Below are 15,433 nucleotides of genomic sequence, written 5' to 3'. Positions count from 1 at the left end.
GGTCAGCCTCCGAAGTCGTAAGCCGACAGCGCCGCCAGATTGACGATATCGGAATCTTTGGCACCGAGCGTCGAGATCTGCACGCTTTTTTCGAGGCCGACCAGCAGTGGGCCGATGATCGTTGCCCCGCCGAGCTCCTTCAGCATCTTGACCGAGATCGAAGCCGCATGCACCGCCGGCATGACGAGAACGTTGGCCGGCCCGGTGAGCCGGCAGAACGGATAAAGCGCCAGCAGCTCCGGCGACAGCGCCACGTCCGCCGCCATGTCGCCATCGAACTCGAAGTCGACGCCGCGCTCGGCAAGGATGTCCACGGCCTCGCGCACCTGGTTCGAGCGTTCGCTCTGCGGCTGCCCGAAGGTCGAGTAGGTGAGCAGCGCCACGCGCGGATCGATGCCGAACTTGCGCGCCGCGCTCGCCGCTTCGATCGCGATGTCGGCGAGTTGCTCGGCGGTCGGGATGTCGTGAACGTTGGTGTCGGCGACAAGCACGCCGCGCCCGCGGCAGAGCGCGAGATTCACGCCGATCACATGCCGGCCCGGCTTCTGATCGATGACGCGCAGCACGTCCTGGAACACGCTCGTCCAGTTGCGCGTGACGCCGGCCACCATGCCGTCGGCATAGCCGTGAGCGACATAGGCGGCGGCGAAGATGTTGCGCTCGTTCGCGACCAGACGGATGCAATCGCGCTTGAGAAACCCGCGCCGCTGCAGCCGCGCATAGAGAAAGTCCGAGAATTCGTCCTTGAGCGCCGAGTTGCGGCTGTTGATGATCTCGAACTCGTCGCGCAGCTTGATGCCGGCGTCGCGAAAGTGCGCACGCACGATGTCTTCGCGCCCGACCAGCACCGGCGTGCCGAGGCCCTGGGCGAAGAAGCTGTTTGCCGCCCGGATTGCTGCGGGATCTTCGCCTTCCGCGAACACGATCCGCTTGGGGGCTGCGCGGACCTGCTCGAAAATGGATTGCAGCCATCCGGAAACCGGATCGAGGCGCCCAGTGAGACGCGAGACATAGGCGTCGATATCCACGATCGGGCGCCGCGCAACGCCCGAGTCCATTGCCGCGAGCGCCACCGCCGGAGAAATACGGCTGATCAGGCGCGGATCGAACGGCGCTGGGATGATGTATTCAGGCCCGAAGGTGGGGCGGCGTCCCAGGAATGCAGCGGTGACGACGTCGGGAACATCCTCGCGGGCAAGCGCTGCGAGTGCGCGCGCCGCTGCCATCTTCATCTCGTCGTTGATCGTGCGCGCCTGCACGTCGAGCGCGCCCCGGAAGATGAAGGGGAAGCCCAGCACGTTGTTGACCTGGTTCGGATAGTCCGAGCGCCCGGTCGCGACAATGGCGTCGTCGCGCACGGCCTGTACCTCTTCGGGCGTAATTTCGGGATCGGGGTTGGCCATCGCGAAGATGATCGGCTTCGCGGCCATCGTGAGCACCATCTCCTGCGTGACGGCGCCCTTGGCCGAGAGACCGAAGAACGCGTCTGCGCCGTCGAGGGCCTGAGCCAGCGTGCGCGCTTTGGTTTGGGTCGCGTAGGCGGACTTCCACTGGTTCATGCCGTCCTTGCGGCCCTGGAAGATGACGCCTTTGGTATCGCAGAGGGTGACGCAGGACTTGGGCATCCCGAGCGCGCACAGAAGCTCGATGCAGGCGATGCCGGCCGCACCCGCGCCGTTCACCACGAGGCGGAAATCGTCGATGCGCCGCCCGGTGAGATCGAGCGCGTTGATGAGGCCCGCCGCCGCGATGATAGCCGTGCCATGTTGGTCGTCATGGAATACCGGGATATCGAGCAGTTCCTTCAAGCGCTGTTCGATGATGAAGCAATCGGGGGCTTTGATGTCCTCGAGGTTGATGCCCCCGAAGCTCGGCCCGAGATAGCGCACGGAGTTGATGAAAGCGTCCACGTCCTCGGTGTCGACCAGGAGATCGAGCGCATCGATGTCGGCGAAGCGCTTGAACAGCGCGCCCTTGCCCTCCATCACCGGCTTTGCCGCGAGCGCACCGAGATTGCCGAGGCCGAGGATCGCCGTGCCATTCGAGACCACGGCCACCAGGTTGCCCTTGTTCGTATAGTCGTAAGCGAGCGCAGGGTTTTCGGCGATCGCCTCCACCGGCACCGCGACGCCGGGAGAGTAGGCGAGCGCGAGATCGCGCTGGGTGACGAGAGGCTTGGTCGGCGTGATCTCGAGCTTGCCCGGTTTGCCCTGGGCGTGGAACTGCAACGCCTCTTGGGCGGTGATGCGCGTGCGCTGGGATTTGTTGGCCATGGATGTCGCAAATGGAAAAACGGAAGGGCCGGTCGCGGACGCGGCCGGGCGGGAAAGCGCTTCCGAAACCCGCAAAGCGGAGTTTCGAGAGGAAGCATGATCGATCGAGACGTTGGAATGTTGGCGCGATCGACGCCGACGACCCAGCCTACGAGCCTCGCGGAGAGGCCACAACCCGCCATTCATCCGACTTTTGGCTGAGAACGCAGGCGTACCAGGGTAAACCTGGGGATCAGCCCCGCGACAGCCGCATAGCTACTGGACGATATCGACCGAAAACGTGCGCCGTGTGATGTCGCCGCCAAGCTCGGCCTGGATGCTGAAGCTGTCGGGCCCCGTCTCGGTCGCCCGTGCGGTGTAGTAGATGCCGGTGCCCGCAACCCGCTGTCCGATGCAAGTGCCGGAAGCGCTGGTGGTGATCGTCGTTTCTTGTCCGGGCTCGAACGTCACGCTGCCTTTGGCGGGAGGGGCGGTGATGATGATGTTGGGAGCCGGAAGGCTTTCGCAGTTGGTGCCGAACCCTGCCATCACAAAGACGCGCGCACGCCGCCCGGCGACGACCGGACTGCGGCGAATGCCATCTCCCGCCTCGGCGCCGGGCGATGCGGGGGGTGGGGGAGTGGCAGGGCCCGACGAGCAGCCGGCGAGGAGCTGGGAGGTCAGAACCATCCCGGCAGCGGCAAGGAAAACGGTCTTCGCGGTCAAGGTGTGCCCTATGAACTTCGTTGCGTGTCGTCGGCGCCGCGAGTTTCGCACGCCTGACGGCTGCGATCACGCCTTTCGGAGCGGCCTGTGGAAAGCCTGCCTGGCTCCGACAAGCAAACGCGTCGGACCTCGACGATCCGGCGCGCGCATGGCGGACTGATGACGCCCTTAGGGCGGGCTACTGGGTAAGATACAGCTGGTTGATCTTGAGCGCGATATCGCGGAAGGCCTGCCTCAGCTCGGTACCCGAGGTTGGCGTGTAAGCCTTCGTCAGATCGCTGGCGCACTTGTTCATCGTTTCGATGGCGGTCGCGTTGCCGCCAAGTGCAAACCCAACGGTGTAGACGGTAATGCCTTTGGCTTTCATACTCTTGCAAAGCTCGCGCGCCTGCGTGGTCGAATCCGCGTTGGCAGCGACACCCGCACCAGAAGACGAGGTCTGAACGCCTTTGCTGTCGTACTGAAGATTGTACTCGCCGTCAGTCATCAGGATTGCGATCTTGGCAGTCGTCGTATTGTAAGCGTCCGCCTTGTTCGCTGTCGACCACAGCGCGTTCCAGTTGGGCGAGAGCGTATACCACGCCCACGCTGTGCCGATCTGGCCTGCCGTCGTATTGGACAGCACAAGATTTTTGATCTTGCTTTTCAGAGTTGTTTTGCTGTCGGTCAGCGGAACAAGCTCGTCGGCGGCGGGTAGCCCGCAGGTTCCCGAGCTGTTGTACAGCGTCATGACATAGTTGCCGGTGCCGGGGGCTACATCGGTGTACCGGTTGGCTCCAGCGCGCTCCACAACGCAGTCCGTGCGGTAGTAGGTAGCGTATTTGGTATTGCGTCCGGATTGATAAGGGAGCGCTCCCGTGTCGGGGCCGGGCGATCCGCGGGCCAGCACATTGGCACTCGCCGGCAGTCGAACGCCCTCGGCGAATGGCACCAGGGCGACCCGTACGCGGGCGTCGGTCGCGGTGTCCGGGATCACGATATCGACAAGATCTGTCGCCGCGAGTTTCAGATCCGCTATCTTGGTGCCGCCCATCGAGCCCGTTACGTCGAGCATCATGGAAATATCGAGGGGCTGCGTGGGTAACGCGGCCTCGGAGTACGAGCTGACCTTGAGCCGCGTGACGTTGGCAAATCCAAGAAACGCAGTCTTGAGATAGGAGACACTCGTGCCGGAGAAGCCCTTGTTGTTGTTGATCGGGGTGAACGTGGCACTATCATCGATCAGTTCGATCCGGTCCTTGGTGTTCTCCGTGTAGTAGTTCTTCGCGGCTTGGATGGCGCCGCTCACATTGGAGCGGTCGATCTGCAGCATGCGAGCGCCCGCAAGCACGGCCGCGTCAAGGGCGGAGTTCGTCTGTTGCTGCGCTTGGGCCCAACGGCCGAAATCGACCCCGGCTCCCGCGAACAGGCAGAGCGACGTGATCACCAGCGCGAACATGATCGCCACGCCGCCGCGCCGATCGTCCGAAAATCGGCGCGCGCAATCTTTGAGCCCGGCCTGACCGGGCTGCGAGCCTGGGACGTGTTTCTGCAAGGGTTGACGGGAAATGAACGAAAACATGAACGCGGCTCCGCACTTTGGAATGCATCACGTTCGGCGCCCAAGTCTTATAAGTGGTAAATTCCACTATCCTTCAGTCGATAAGACATTGAGTTCTCCACCCTTTGGTAAACGGGTGGGAAAGATGTCCTGTAAAACTTGACGGATCGCCGGACGGGGGCGGGCTCGCGGCGAGGTGATGGGCAAAAAGTAAGCAAGTCCGTGCGTCGGGCAGCTCCGTCGTCTATAGTCTAGGCTGTGAACCCATTATGGATGGCGCATTGACGCGAGGACTTTTGCATCGCTGGCAGGAGCAAGACCGCAGTAAACCTCGGTGGTTTGCAAGGTCTTGCGACGAACCAGCGGGGCAAAAAGGACCGCGCCCCTGCGGGGTGATCCCAATCAAGCCAATGGCGTCGTCAAAGCGCTTGCCCGATGCGACGGCATCGCGCGGCGCACTTTTCCTAGCCCTTGGCTTGATTGGGATCATCACTGCACCATCCATAGTGAGTTCACAGCCTAGGCCCAGCGGCTCTCAATCCGGTCATGATCGATAAGCTCGAACTGCTCTTGGCCCTTGCTCGCGAACGTCATTTCGGCCGCGCGGCAGATGCTTCGGGTGTCACCCAGCCCACGCTGTCCTCGGCTCTCAAAAGCTTGGAAGAGCAGTTTGGTGTGCTGATCGTGGAGCGCGGCTCGCGGTTTCGTCGCTTTACGCCGGAGGGCGAACGAATTCTCGATTGGGCAAGACGCATCGTCGGCGACACGCGCGCGATGCGCCAGGAGATCGAGGCCCTGAAGCGCGGCCTATCCGGCCACCTGACGCTCGCCGTTATCCCGACTTCGCTGCCGTTTCTGGCCGATTTGACCGTGCCGATGCGCCACCGCTATCCGGACGTTACGCTGACCGTCCTGTCGATGACGTCGGACGCCATCCTCGCGCGCCTCGAAAATCTCGAGGTCGACATCGGCATCTCCTACGTCGATACCGAACCGCCGGCCCGCTTCGAGACCATCCGCATCTACGACGAGCAGTATGTGCTTCTCGTGGCCCCCGAAAGCCCGTTCGCCGAGCGCGAGCAAGTCACCTGGGCCGAGGCGGGCGAGATGCCGTTGTGTCTTCTGACGCCCGATATGCAGAACCGCCGGCTGATCGATCGCCATCTGCAGGAGGTGGGTGTCCGCCAGACGCCCACCCTCGAAAGCAATTCGATGCTGATCCTCTATGCGCATGTGCGCTCGGGTGAATGGGCGAGCATTTTGCCATCCCGCGTGGCCGAAAGCTTGGATCGGCCGAGCCGCCTCCGGTCGATTCCGTTGGTAAAACCCACCGTCACGCACAAGCTCGGCCTGATCGTGACTAAGCGCGAGCCCCATTCCCCCTTGGTTGCGGCCTTCATTGCTCAGGCCAAGCGGATTTCTAATGCAACTTTTGCGGAGGTTGAACGCTAGGGGGGCTCCGTTTGATAGCGGCGCTCAAAAATCGATAGACGAGGCCTATCAAAGCACGAAATCGCTCTATTGACCTTTGGGTCAGGGAGGGTGATCTACATTGTAATAACTATAACTATAAACAGCGCGGAGGAACGCCAATGGGCCGTCATGAGCCTTGGAGCGAAGAGCGCACGGTCGGCATAATCGCCGATCATCAAAAGCTGGAGGGCCCATTGATGCCCATCCTGCATGCTCTGCAACATGCCTTCGGCCACGTGCCGGAGGAAGCCATTCCTGTGCTCGCACGGGAGCTGAATTTGTCGCGCGCCGAGGTTCACGGCGTGGTGACCTTCTATCATGATTTCCGCCGCGAGCTTCCGGGCAAGCACATCTTAAAGTTGTGCCGTGCCGAGGCCTGCCAGTCGATGGGCTGCGAGCGGCTTGTCGAGCGCGCGGAGCAGCGTCTCGGCGTCGAATGCGGGAACACCAGTGCCGACGGCCGCGTGACCCTTGAGGCGGTTTACTGCCTCGGGCTTTGCGCCACCGCCCCCTCTGCGATGATCGACGGCCGCGTCGTCGGACGCCTCGACAACGCTCGGCTCGATCAGCTTCTGAAAGAGGCCCAGGCATGAAACGGAAAATGTCATGACGCTTCGCATTTTCGTTCCGCGTGACGCGGCAGCCATTGCCGTCGGCGCCGATGAGGTCGCAACCGCCTTGCGCGCGGCTGTGAAGAAAGCCGGCGTCCAGGCTGAAATCGTCCGCAACGGATCGCGCGGCATGCTTTGGCTCGAGCCGCTGGTGGAAATCGAGCGCGAAGGTGTGCGCTACGGGTTCGGCCCGGTCGCGCCGGGTGATGTCGAAGGTCTCGTAAAAGCCGGCATTCTGCAGGGCAAGCCCGTCGCAGAGATCAAGCATCCCGCGGCCATCGGCGTTGTCGACGATCACCCCTATATGAAACGCCAGACGCGCCTGACGTTCGCGCGCTGCGGCGTGACGGATCCTGTTTCCCTCGAAGATTACAAGGCTCACGATGGTTACAAAGGCCTTGAGCGCGCTCTGGCCCTGAAGCCCATCGAGATCGTCGACGAGGTTGCGAAGTCTGGACTGCGCGGCCGCGGCGGCGCAGGCTTCCCGACCGGTATCAAATGGAAGACCGTCCACGACACGGCAGGCCCTCAGAAGTACATCGTCTGCAACGCCGACGAAGGCGATAGCGGCACCTTCGCCGACCGCATGATCATGGAAGGCGATCCCTTCCTGCTGGTCGAGGGCATGACCATCGCCGGCATCGCCGTCGGCGCGACCCGCGGCTACATCTACCTGCGTTCCGAATATCCTCACGCCGCCATCGCGCTCAATGCCGCGATCGCTGCTGCAAAGAAGGCCGGCTACCTCGGGCCGAGCGTCGCCGGATCGAGCCACGCCTTCGAACTCGAGGTTCGTATCGGCGCGGGCGCTTACGTGTGCGGCGAGGAAACGTCGCTGCTCGAAAGCCTCGAAGGCAAGCGTGGCCTCGTGCGCGCCAAGCCGCCGCTTCCGGCCCACAAGGGCCTTTTCGACAAGCCGACCGTCATCAACAACGTGCTCTCGCTCTGCGCGGTGCCGTTTATCCTTTCCGAAGGTGCGAAGGCGTACGCCGACTACGGCATGGGCCGCTCGCGTGGCACGATGCCGATCCAGCTCGCCGGCAACCTGAAGTTCGGCGGCCTTTTCGAGACGGCCTTCGGCATCACTCTCGGAGAATTGATCGACGATATCGGCGGCGGCACGCTGTCCGGCCGCCCGGTCAAGGCCGTGCAGGTTGGTGGACCGCTCGGCGCTTATTTCCCGCGGGGCCTGTTCGACACGCCCTTCGACTACGAAGCCTTCGCAGCCCGCGATGGCCTGATCGGACACGCAGGCGTTGTGGTTTTCGACGAGACCGCGAACATGGCCAAGCAGGCCCGTTTCGCGTTCGAGTTCTGCTCTATCGAGAGTTGCGGAAAGTGCACGCCCTGCCGCATCGGCTCGACCAGAGGTCGCGAGACCATGGACAAGGTAATGGCCGGCGAAAACACGTCGCAGAATCTTGCTGTTATCGAAGACCTCTGCAACACTATGAAGTTCGGATCGCTTTGCGCTTTGGGGGGCTTCACCCCATATCCCGTTATGAGCGCATTGACACATTTCCCCGAGGATTTCGGGCGGCCGGCGCGGAAGCTGGCCGAGGCAGCGGAGTAGACCAATGGGCCTGATCAAAGAAATTGATTTTGGTACGCCGGCGTCCAAGTCCGAGAAGATGGTGACGTTGACCATCGACGACGTCGAGGTCTCGGTGCCCGAGGGCACGTCCATCATGCGCGCTGCCATGGAGATGGGAACGGCGATTCCCAAGCTCTGTGCGACCGACATGATCGAGAGCTTCGGATCCTGCCGGCTCTGCCTGGTCGAGATCGAGGGACGCAACGGAACGCCGGCTTCGTGCACGACGCCTGTCGCGCCCGGCATCTCGGTCAAGACCCAGACCCCGCGCCTCGCGGCCATCCGCAAGGGCGTGATGGAGCTCTACATCTCCGACCACCCGCTCGATTGCTTGACCTGCGCCGCCAACGGCGATTGCGAACTGCAGGACATGGCCGGCGCTGTTGGTCTGCGCGATGTCCGCTACGGTTACGATGGCGCGAACCATGTGTTCGCCAAGAGCCGCACCGATGGCGCCGCCAACGACCAATGGATGGCGAAGGACGAGTCCAACCCGTATTTCACCTACGATCCGTCGAAGTGCATCGTCTGCAATCGCTGCGTCCGCGCTTGCGAGGAAGTGCAGGGCACGTTCGCATTGACGATCTCCGGCCGCGGCTTCGATAGCCGCGTTTCGCCCGGCATGAGCGAAGCGTTCCTCGACAGCGAATGCGTCTCGTGCGGCGCCTGCGTGCAGGCCTGCCCGACGGCGACGCTGACCGAAAAGGCCGTGATCGAGATCGGCCAGCCGGAGCATTCCGCCATCACCACTTGCGCCTACTGTGGCGTCGGCTGCGCCTTCAAGGCCGAGATGCGCGGTGAGGAAGTCGTGCGCATGGTGCCGTGGAAGGACGGCAAGGCCAACCGTGGCCATTCCTGCGTCAAGGGCCGCTTTGCCTACGGCTACGCAACGCACCAGGATCGCATCACCAAGCCGATGGTGCGCGACAAGATCACCGATCCGTGGCGCGAGACCACGTGGGAAGAGGCCATCGGCCGCGTCGCCTCCGAGTTCCAGCGTATTCAGACCCAGTACGGCCGCACCGCCGTCGGCGGCATCACGTCGTCGCGCTGCACCAACGAGGAAGCCTACCTCGTCCAGAAGATCATCCGCGCCGGCTTCGGCGTGAACAACGTCGACACCTGCGCCCGCGTCTGCCATTCGCCGACCGGCTATGGCCTCAAGACCGCGTTCGGCGAAAGCTCCGGCACCCAGGACTTCGACTCGGTCGAGAACACCGACGTCATTCTCGTCATCGGCGCCAACCCGCCGGATGGCCATCCGGTGTTCGCGAGCCGCATGAAGAAGCGGATCCGCGAAGGCGCCAGGTTGATCGTCATCGATCCGCGCCGCACCGATCTCGTCAAATCACCCCACATCAAGGCGGACTTCCACCTCCCGCTGCAGCCCGGCACCAACGTCGCCGTCGTCACGGCGATGGGCCACGTCATCGTCACCGAAGGGCTCGTCAACGAAGCCTTCGTGCGTGAGCGTTGCGACTGGGATGAGTTCAAGGAGTGGGCGGAGTTCGTCTCGCAGGAGGTCAACTCGCCGGAAGCCATGGAGCAGTACACGGGCGTGAAGCCCGAGCTGATCCGCGGCGCGGCCCGCCTCTACGCGACCGGCGGCAACGCCGCGATCTACTACGGCCTCGGCGTCACCGAGCACTCGCAAGGCTCGACCACGGTCATGGCCATCGCCAACCTCGCCATGGCGACCGGCAACATGGGACGCACGGGCGTCGGCGTGAACCCGCTGCGCGGCCAGAACAACGTCCAGGGTTCCTGCGACATGGCCTCGTTCCCGCACGAGCTCACCGGCTATCGCCACATCTCGGACGCGGTCACGCGCGCCATGTTCGAGAAGGAGTGGAACTGCACGCTCGATCCCGAGCCCGGCCTTCGCATTCCGAACATGCTCGACGCCGCCGTCGAGGGCACGTTCAAGGCCATCTACATCCAGGGCGAGGACATCCTTCAGTCCGATCCCAACACGCACCACGTCGCATCCGGCCTCGAGCACATGGAATGCGTGGTTGTGCAGGATCTCTTCCTGAACGAGACCGCGCGTTACGCTCATGTGTTCCTGCCGGGCTGCACCTTCCTCGAGAAGGATGGCACCTTCACGAATGCCGAGCGTCGCATTCAGATGGTTTCCAAGGTCATGCGGCCGAAGAACGGCTACGGCGATTGGGAGATCACGCAGATGATCGCCCAGAAGCTTGGCATGAACTGGAACTACAAGAATCCGTCGGAGATCATGGACGAGATCGCGCGGCTCACGCCGACCTTTACCGGCGTCTCGTACGAGAAGATCCGCAAAATGGGTTCCATCCAGTGGCCCTGCAACGAGCAGCACCCGGAGGGCACGCCGATCATGCACGTCGGCACGTTCGACCGCGGCAAGGGCAAGTTCATGCTGACGGAGTACGTCCCGACCGATGAGCGCACCGGCGCCCGCTATCCACTCATCCTCACGACGGGCCGCATTCTCTCGCAGTACAACGTCGGCGCTCAGACGCGCCGCACCGCGAACGTCGCCTGGCATCCCGAGGACGTGCTCGAGATCAACCCGTTCGACGCCGAGCATCGCGGCATCAAGGACGGCGATTGGGTGACGATCAAGAGCCGTGCCGGCGAAACCGCGCTGCACGCCTTGATCACCGATCGCGTGGCCACCGGCGTCGTCTACACGACCTTCCACCACCCGATGACGCAAGCCAATGTCATCACCACCGACTTCTCGGATTGGGCCACCAACTGCCCCGAGTACAAGGTGACGGCGGTTGAGGTCTCGCGCTCGAACGGCCCGACCCAGTACCAGGAGATCTACGAAGAGTTCTCCGACGTGAGCCGTCGCATCGCGCCGGCCGAGGCCGCGGAGTAGGGGCATGACGGAGGCATCTCTGCGCGTTGCTTCGCGCCGGGTGTCTAAGACCCGCGTCGAGGAAACGAGCCGTCTCATCCCCGAGGAGGTGCCGGTCGCGCTCGTCTATGACGGCTCGACCCACGCCGTCATGATGGCGACTCCTGCGGATCTCGAAGACTTTGCCGTCGGCTTCTCGCTGACGGAGGGCATCGTCGCCTCTCGCTCCGAGATCAGCGAGCTCGAGATCGTCGAGCACGAGAAGGGGCTTGAAGCCCGCATGTGGCTCACGCCCCAGAGCGGGCGCAAGCACGTCGAGCGCCGCCGCCGTATCACCGGCCCGACCGCTTGCGGTCTATGTGGCGTCGACAGCCTAGACGCCGCGGTTCCAGAGCCGCGCCGTGTCGGCGCATCGGCAACGACCACGCCCGAGGAAATCCAGAAAGCGCTCGCGGCCATGCCAGCCGCGCAAATGCTCAACGTCGCGACGCGGGCCGTGCACGCGGCGGCATTCTGGAATGCCACCACCGGCACGATCGCGTTCCTGCGCGAGGATGTTGGCCGCCACAACGCGCTCGACAAGCTCGTCGGCGCGGTTGCGACCGCAGGGCTCGATCCCGCCAAGGGCTTCCTTGTTCTCACCAGCCGCGTTTCGGTCGAGATGGTCCAGAAGGCGGCGGCCCTCGGCGTCGAGATCATCGTCGCCGTGTCCGCGCCGACCGCGCTGGCGCTCCGCGTCGCCGAGACGGCGGGCATCACGCTGGTTGCCATCGCGCGTCCCGACGCCTTTGAAATTTTCACCCACCCGAACCGCATTGCCGCGCAATCGGCCGAAGAGAAACGCGAAGAGGCTCCCGCCCATGCACTCCCCTAACGACACGCTGGTTCGCATGGCCAATCAGATCGGCAAGTTCTTCTCGGCCCAGGGTGAGGAGCGTGCGGTCGCGGGCATCGCCGACCACGTCAAGAAGTTCTGGGAACCGCGCATGAAGAAGCAGATCTTCGCGTACCTGGATGAAGGCGGCGAAGGGCTGACCCCACTGACGTTGAAGGCGCTGCAGTCGCTGAAAACGGCGATGCACGGCAAGTCGACGGCCGCGGAAGCGCTGGCCGCGGCCCAGGCGGCCTCGCAGGGCGGAGAGCCTAAGAAGGCCGCCGCGCAGCAACCTGCCCAGCAGCCGAAGGCGAAGGCCGGTAGCAACGGCAAGAGTGCTCGCCGCTAAAGCGAATTGCTCACGGCAATCTGACGGGACAACCGCGCATCCCTAAGTACGGGTGAGCGTTGACGCTCCGCATCCGCCTGTCCGACAGTGCGAGAAACTGTTGGAGGTCATCATGATCGCTGCTGTCTCGCGCGTCGTTCTTGCATCCGCGCTCGGAGCTTTCACGCTCCTTTTGCCTGTAGCCGGCGCACACGCCGAGAAGCGCAAGATCGTCGTGACCGCCGTCGAGCCGAAGGGCGGCGTCACCGTCGACAAGGAGCCGTTCCCGACCACGCCGCTGCCCGAAGGAGGCGGCTTCGTTCTGAAGAAGCCGGACGACAAGGGGCGGTGGGAGGTCGCGGTTTACGTATTCGAGCCGCGCCAGATCTTCGTTGACGAAGGCGACGAGGTGACGCTGGAGTTTGTCGGCATCAACGGCGCAAACCACCCGATCACGATCGAGGCCTACGGGCAAGCGTTCGAGCTGAAGCGCGGCCACGTCAACACGGTGACATTTACGGCCGACAAGCCCGGCCGTCACAGCATCATCTGCTCGGCCCATCTGCCGACCATGGTCTCCGAGCTGATCGTCACCCCAAAGAAGTGAGCCTTCCATCCTCCCGGTACACGGGAAGCGGCTGCCTTTTGCACAATTTTAGATTGCGATAATATAAATTCTGCACTACCTTCGATTGATGGGGACATTCAATCGGGGGAGAGCCTTGCTCATACTCGACAGCGTATCCAAGAACGTGCTCGGCAGCTTGCGAGGCTTCAGGATCGAGGCGTCCGGGGCTACTCAGTGTGATGAGTTTTCGCGTCGGTTGAACCGGCTTATTGAGCTCGTTTGTCGGCATTATCAGCTTGCACTGGACCAGCGCCTGCAAACGTTGGAGTGCCCCAAAACCGCCCAAGACAATTACAGCTGGACGATCGAAAGCGTTTCGAGCCTGTTTTTTATGGCGTTGGGCCATTTTTCGAGCCGTATTGCCGAACGCGAGAATCTTCTTCTCGGCAAGTGTGCAATTCCCTGCACGGCGTCGGTCGCTCATTTTCACGTTCTGCCGGAGGCCCTCATCGACGCCGAGCACACACGCCACATCCTGCGCGCCATCGCGCCAAGATCCGCGAAAGCCCAACGCAAGCGGGCGTCTCACGACTGGACGCCGTATCTCCTCTTGCTTGGTCCTGAGGATACGGACGATTGAGCCATGAAGGACGGAAACAAGGAGTCGGCAAAAGAGCTTCTGTCGACTTACCGGACACTCTTCGCGATCAACGTGTCCGGAATTTTTCTGGTGGCGAACTGGGTCGTCCGGGGAGAGGTCGTTCCCATCACGACATGGTTGTTCTGGGCCGGAATCGGCTGTTGGATTCTGTCTTCAGTGATGATGACCTACTTGTTTCTTCTCGTCGTGCCGAAGCTGGCGAACGAGGAGAACGCAATTATCTTCCAGCGCCCCGTCCTAGCCACAGCCCGGTGGAGCTTTCTCGCCTTCGCGCTTGGCTATGGCGCACTGATGCTGAGTGTGGTTCCGAAACCTGCCTAAGCCGCGGGCTGGCGCTCGACACCCGTCGGCGGTGGGCCGATCTTGTCCAGCTCCTCGTACTCCGCTTCGGTGTAAACGCGTGACCGCGTGAGGAAGCGCACGCCTTCCGGCGCTTCGAGCGAAAAGCCGGAGCCGCGCCCCGGCACCACGTCGATGATGAGATGCGTCTGCTGCCAGTAATCGAACTGGGCCGCGCCCATGTAGAACGGCTGCCCGCCGATCTCGCCCAGATAGACGTCCTGCGCGCCGACCTTGAACTCGCGCCGCGGGTAGCACATCGGCGCGCTGCCGTCGCAGCATCCGCCCGATTGATGGAACATCAGCGGCCCATGGAGAGCCACGAGCTTCGCAATCATGGCTTCGGTTTCCGGCGTTGCCGTAACACGTTCGACCACATCGACCTCCCAAGAGTGCTTCCGGAAAACTGTGAAGCGGTCACGGCGGAGCCGTGCAAGCAAAAGTGTCCGACGAGAAGCAAGATAATCCAAAACCCTAGAGCCGTTCCCCAATTCCACCAAAATCGGAACGGCTCTTGGCCCTTCTGCGAAGACCTGCAAATCCGACCTACGCCGGAACCTTGTCCTCGGACGGTACCACGATTGCGAAGATGTCCGCCAACGCCGCAAGCGCGCCGTTGTGCACGGCCTCCGCCGGCAGAGCGCCGCCCAGCGGATTGGGCAGCGCCCGCGTCGCCGTCGCATTGCCGACCACCGTCGTGCGGTAGCCGTGGTTGAATGCGGCACGCGCCGTCGAGTTCACACATACGTGGGTCATGAAGCCCGCGATCACAAGATCGCTGACGCCGAGCCGCTTCAATTCCGCGTCGAGATCGGTCTGCTCGAACGACGAGGGGAAGGCCTTGGTGATGACCTTCTCGCCCGCCGCTGGCGCGACCACGTCGGCGATGGTGCCGATCGGCGCGCGCACGTCGTAGGGGCTGCCGGGGCCGGCGTCATGCTGGATGTGAATGACCGGCGCGCCGGCGTCTCGCGCCCGCTTGAGCAGCTTGGCGCACTCCTTGAGCGCAGGCTCGACGCCCTCGAGCTGCATGATCCCTTCGCGATAGGTGTTCTGGCAATCGATCAGCACCAGCGCGGATTTTGAGAGCGGTGCTGGCGCGTCGGGCAAGGCCAGCAGAGAGCGGAGAGTGGGGCGTGCGTCGGTCATGTCTCGGTCTCCGGAAAGGGAAGCGACGGCGGTGCGCCGGCCGCCAGGATGGCGTTGGCATCCCATACGCGCTTAGTCGGACTGGCGCGCTTGCGCAGTGTGAAATGCACGCCCCGCGGCCCCTCGAGCGAAAATCCAGGTCCGATCCCGTGCCCGACGTCGAGGATCATCACGCTGCCGCGCCAGTATTCGATCTCGCTCGTCATCAGGAACACCGGCACCTCTTCGACCGTGCCGATCAGCTCGTCGCGCGCCCCGATTCTGAGCTCGCGCGCCTTCAAACAGATCACCGTCACGCCGTAGCTGCCCGAAGCGTGAATGCAGAGCGTCCCGTGCTCGCTTTTGAGTTCTTCAATGAGCGCGCGCGCCTGGGGCGTCGCCATGACAGTGGGCATGCTGGACGCCGATCCTCGAAAGGGTTGATTGAAATGGACCCGATGTGCAAGCAGCGCGGCCTTTCGGCCGCGCTGCTG

The 15,433-nt window shown here is 63.2% G+C and carries 14 protein-coding genes and 1 pseudogene; 9 read left to right on the top strand and 6 right to left on the bottom strand.

The window, feature by feature from the left end; translation table 11 throughout:
* Nucleotides 1-2: 2 nt before the first annotated feature.
* The 3 genes from RCO24_RS01055 to RCO24_RS01045 all read right to left on the bottom strand — a co-directional run bounded on the left by RCO24_RS01055 (nt 3) and on the right by RCO24_RS01045 (nt 4,539).
* Nucleotides 3-2,273, bottom strand: a complete 2,271-nt coding sequence (locus RCO24_RS01055; RefSeq protein WP_308959501.1) for an NADP-dependent malic enzyme — start codon at nt 2,271-2,273, stop codon at nt 3-5.
* 255 nt (nt 2,274-2,528) lie between these two features.
* The gene (locus tag RCO24_RS01050; RefSeq protein WP_308959500.1) at nt 2,529-2,978 is read right to left on the bottom strand and encodes a hypothetical protein; all 450 of its coding nucleotides are present in this window, start codon (nt 2,976-2,978) and stop codon (nt 2,529-2,531) included.
* Nucleotides 2,979-3,156: 178 nt separating this feature from the next.
* Nucleotides 3,157-4,539: a pilus assembly protein TadG-related protein gene (locus RCO24_RS01045; RefSeq protein ID WP_308959499.1), complete on the bottom strand. Its 1,383-nt coding sequence runs from the start codon at nt 4,537-4,539 to the stop codon at nt 3,157-3,159.
* A 525-nt stretch (nt 4,540-5,064) separates the two neighbouring features.
* On the opposite strand from RCO24_RS01045, the gene RCO24_RS01040 reads away from it, so the two are divergent.
* From RCO24_RS01040 to RCO24_RS01000, 9 genes and pseudogenes are all read left to right on the top strand, one after another.
* Nucleotides 5,065-5,970 (top strand): LysR family transcriptional regulator, encoded by a 906-nt coding sequence (locus RCO24_RS01040; protein ID WP_308959498.1) that lies wholly within the window; start codon nt 5,065-5,067, stop codon nt 5,968-5,970.
* A gap of 140 nt (nt 5,971-6,110) precedes the next feature.
* Nucleotides 6,111-6,584 (top strand): formate dehydrogenase subunit gamma, encoded by a 474-nt coding sequence (locus RCO24_RS01035; protein WP_308959497.1) that lies wholly within the window; start codon nt 6,111-6,113, stop codon nt 6,582-6,584.
* A gap of 13 nt (nt 6,585-6,597) precedes the next feature.
* A complete protein-coding gene (locus RCO24_RS01030; RefSeq protein ID WP_308959496.1) occupies nt 6,598-8,175 on the top strand; it encodes an NADH-quinone oxidoreductase subunit NuoF in 1,578 nt (525 codons plus the stop codon).
* 4 nt (nt 8,176-8,179) lie between these two features.
* The gene (fdhF, locus tag RCO24_RS01025; protein ID WP_308959495.1) at nt 8,180-11,062 is read left to right on the top strand and encodes a formate dehydrogenase subunit alpha; all 2,883 of its coding nucleotides are present in this window, start codon (nt 8,180-8,182) and stop codon (nt 11,060-11,062) included.
* Nucleotides 11,063-11,066: 4 nt separating this feature from the next.
* Complete coding sequence (gene fdhD / locus RCO24_RS01020; RefSeq protein WP_308959494.1) at nt 11,067-11,915, top strand: formate dehydrogenase accessory sulfurtransferase FdhD; 849 nt, start codon at nt 11,067-11,069, stop codon at nt 11,913-11,915.
* A pseudogene (locus RCO24_RS01015) lies at nt 11,902-12,117 on the top strand (formate dehydrogenase subunit delta); the annotation flags it as partial. The gene fdhD and the pseudogene RCO24_RS01015, both read left to right, overlap by 14 nt.
* A gap of 259 nt (nt 12,118-12,376) precedes the next feature.
* On the top strand, nt 12,377-12,850 hold the full coding sequence (locus RCO24_RS01010) for a cupredoxin domain-containing protein (RefSeq protein ID WP_308959493.1): 474 nt from the start codon (nt 12,377-12,379) through the stop codon (nt 12,848-12,850).
* An 85-nt stretch (nt 12,851-12,935) separates the two neighbouring features.
* Nucleotides 12,936-13,451, top strand: coding sequence for a hypothetical protein (locus RCO24_RS01005; protein ID WP_308959492.1), 516 nt, complete (start codon nt 12,936-12,938; stop codon nt 13,449-13,451).
* A 3-nt stretch (nt 13,452-13,454) separates the two neighbouring features.
* Nucleotides 13,455-13,793 (top strand): hypothetical protein, encoded by a 339-nt coding sequence (locus tag RCO24_RS01000; protein ID WP_308959491.1) that lies wholly within the window; start codon nt 13,455-13,457, stop codon nt 13,791-13,793.
* Here RCO24_RS01000 and RCO24_RS00995 read toward each other — a convergent pair.
* The 3 genes from RCO24_RS00995 to RCO24_RS00985 all read right to left on the bottom strand — a co-directional run bounded on the left by RCO24_RS00995 (nt 13,790) and on the right by RCO24_RS00985 (nt 15,355).
* Complete coding sequence (locus tag RCO24_RS00995; protein ID WP_308960866.1) at nt 13,790-14,149, bottom strand: DUF779 domain-containing protein; 360 nt, start codon at nt 14,147-14,149, stop codon at nt 13,790-13,792. The genes RCO24_RS01000 and RCO24_RS00995 overlap by 4 nt on opposite strands.
* Before the next feature lie 208 nt (nt 14,150-14,357).
* On the bottom strand, nt 14,358-14,960 hold the full coding sequence (locus tag RCO24_RS00990) for a cysteine hydrolase family protein (protein WP_308959490.1): 603 nt from the start codon (nt 14,958-14,960) through the stop codon (nt 14,358-14,360).
* On the bottom strand, nt 14,957-15,355 hold the full coding sequence (locus RCO24_RS00985; RefSeq protein ID WP_308959489.1) for a DUF779 domain-containing protein: 399 nt from the start codon (nt 15,353-15,355) through the stop codon (nt 14,957-14,959). Before RCO24_RS00985 ends, RCO24_RS00990 begins: the two co-directional genes overlap by 4 nt.
* Nucleotides 15,356-15,433: the final 78 nt, after the last annotated feature.

The organism is Hyphomicrobium sp. LHD-15, assembly GCF_031157355.1.
Lineage (GTDB): Bacteria > Pseudomonadota > Alphaproteobacteria > Rhizobiales > Hyphomicrobiaceae > Hyphomicrobium_C.
This window is presented reverse-complemented; position numbering and strand designations above follow the sequence as displayed.

What these genes read in the sequence shown, in the direction of transcription:
- RCO24_RS01030 (WP_308959496.1), top strand. Translation starts at nt 6,598, where the DNA reads ATGACGCTTCGCATTTTCGTTCCGCGTGACGCGGCAGCCATTGCCGTC.
- RCO24_RS00990 (WP_308959490.1), bottom strand. Translation starts at nt 14,960, where the DNA reads ATGACCGACGCACGCCCCACTCTCCGCTCTCTGCTGGCCTTGCCCGAC.
- RCO24_RS00985 (WP_308959489.1), bottom strand. Translation starts at nt 15,355, where the DNA reads ATGCCCACTGTCATGGCGACGCCCCAGGCGCGCGCGCTCATTGAAGAA.
- fdhF (WP_308959495.1), top strand. Translation starts at nt 8,180, where the DNA reads ATGGGCCTGATCAAAGAAATTGATTTTGGTACGCCGGCGTCCAAGTCC.
- RCO24_RS01000 (WP_308959491.1), top strand. Translation starts at nt 13,455, where the DNA reads ATGAAGGACGGAAACAAGGAGTCGGCAAAAGAGCTTCTGTCGACTTAC.
- RCO24_RS01045 (WP_308959499.1), bottom strand. Translation starts at nt 4,539, where the DNA reads ATGTTTTCGTTCATTTCCCGTCAACCCTTGCAGAAACACGTCCCAGGC.
- RCO24_RS01040 (WP_308959498.1), top strand. Translation starts at nt 5,065, where the DNA reads ATGATCGATAAGCTCGAACTGCTCTTGGCCCTTGCTCGCGAACGTCAT.
- fdhD (WP_308959494.1), top strand. Translation starts at nt 11,067, where the DNA reads ATGACGGAGGCATCTCTGCGCGTTGCTTCGCGCCGGGTGTCTAAGACC.
- RCO24_RS01010 (WP_308959493.1), top strand. Translation starts at nt 12,377, where the DNA reads ATGATCGCTGCTGTCTCGCGCGTCGTTCTTGCATCCGCGCTCGGAGCT.
- RCO24_RS01035 (WP_308959497.1), top strand. Translation starts at nt 6,111, where the DNA reads ATGGGCCGTCATGAGCCTTGGAGCGAAGAGCGCACGGTCGGCATAATC.
- RCO24_RS00995 (WP_308960866.1), bottom strand. Translation starts at nt 14,149, where the DNA reads ATGATTGCGAAGCTCGTGGCTCTCCATGGGCCGCTGATGTTCCATCAA.
- RCO24_RS01055 (WP_308959501.1), bottom strand. Translation starts at nt 2,273, where the DNA reads ATGGCCAACAAATCCCAGCGCACGCGCATCACCGCCCAAGAGGCGTTG.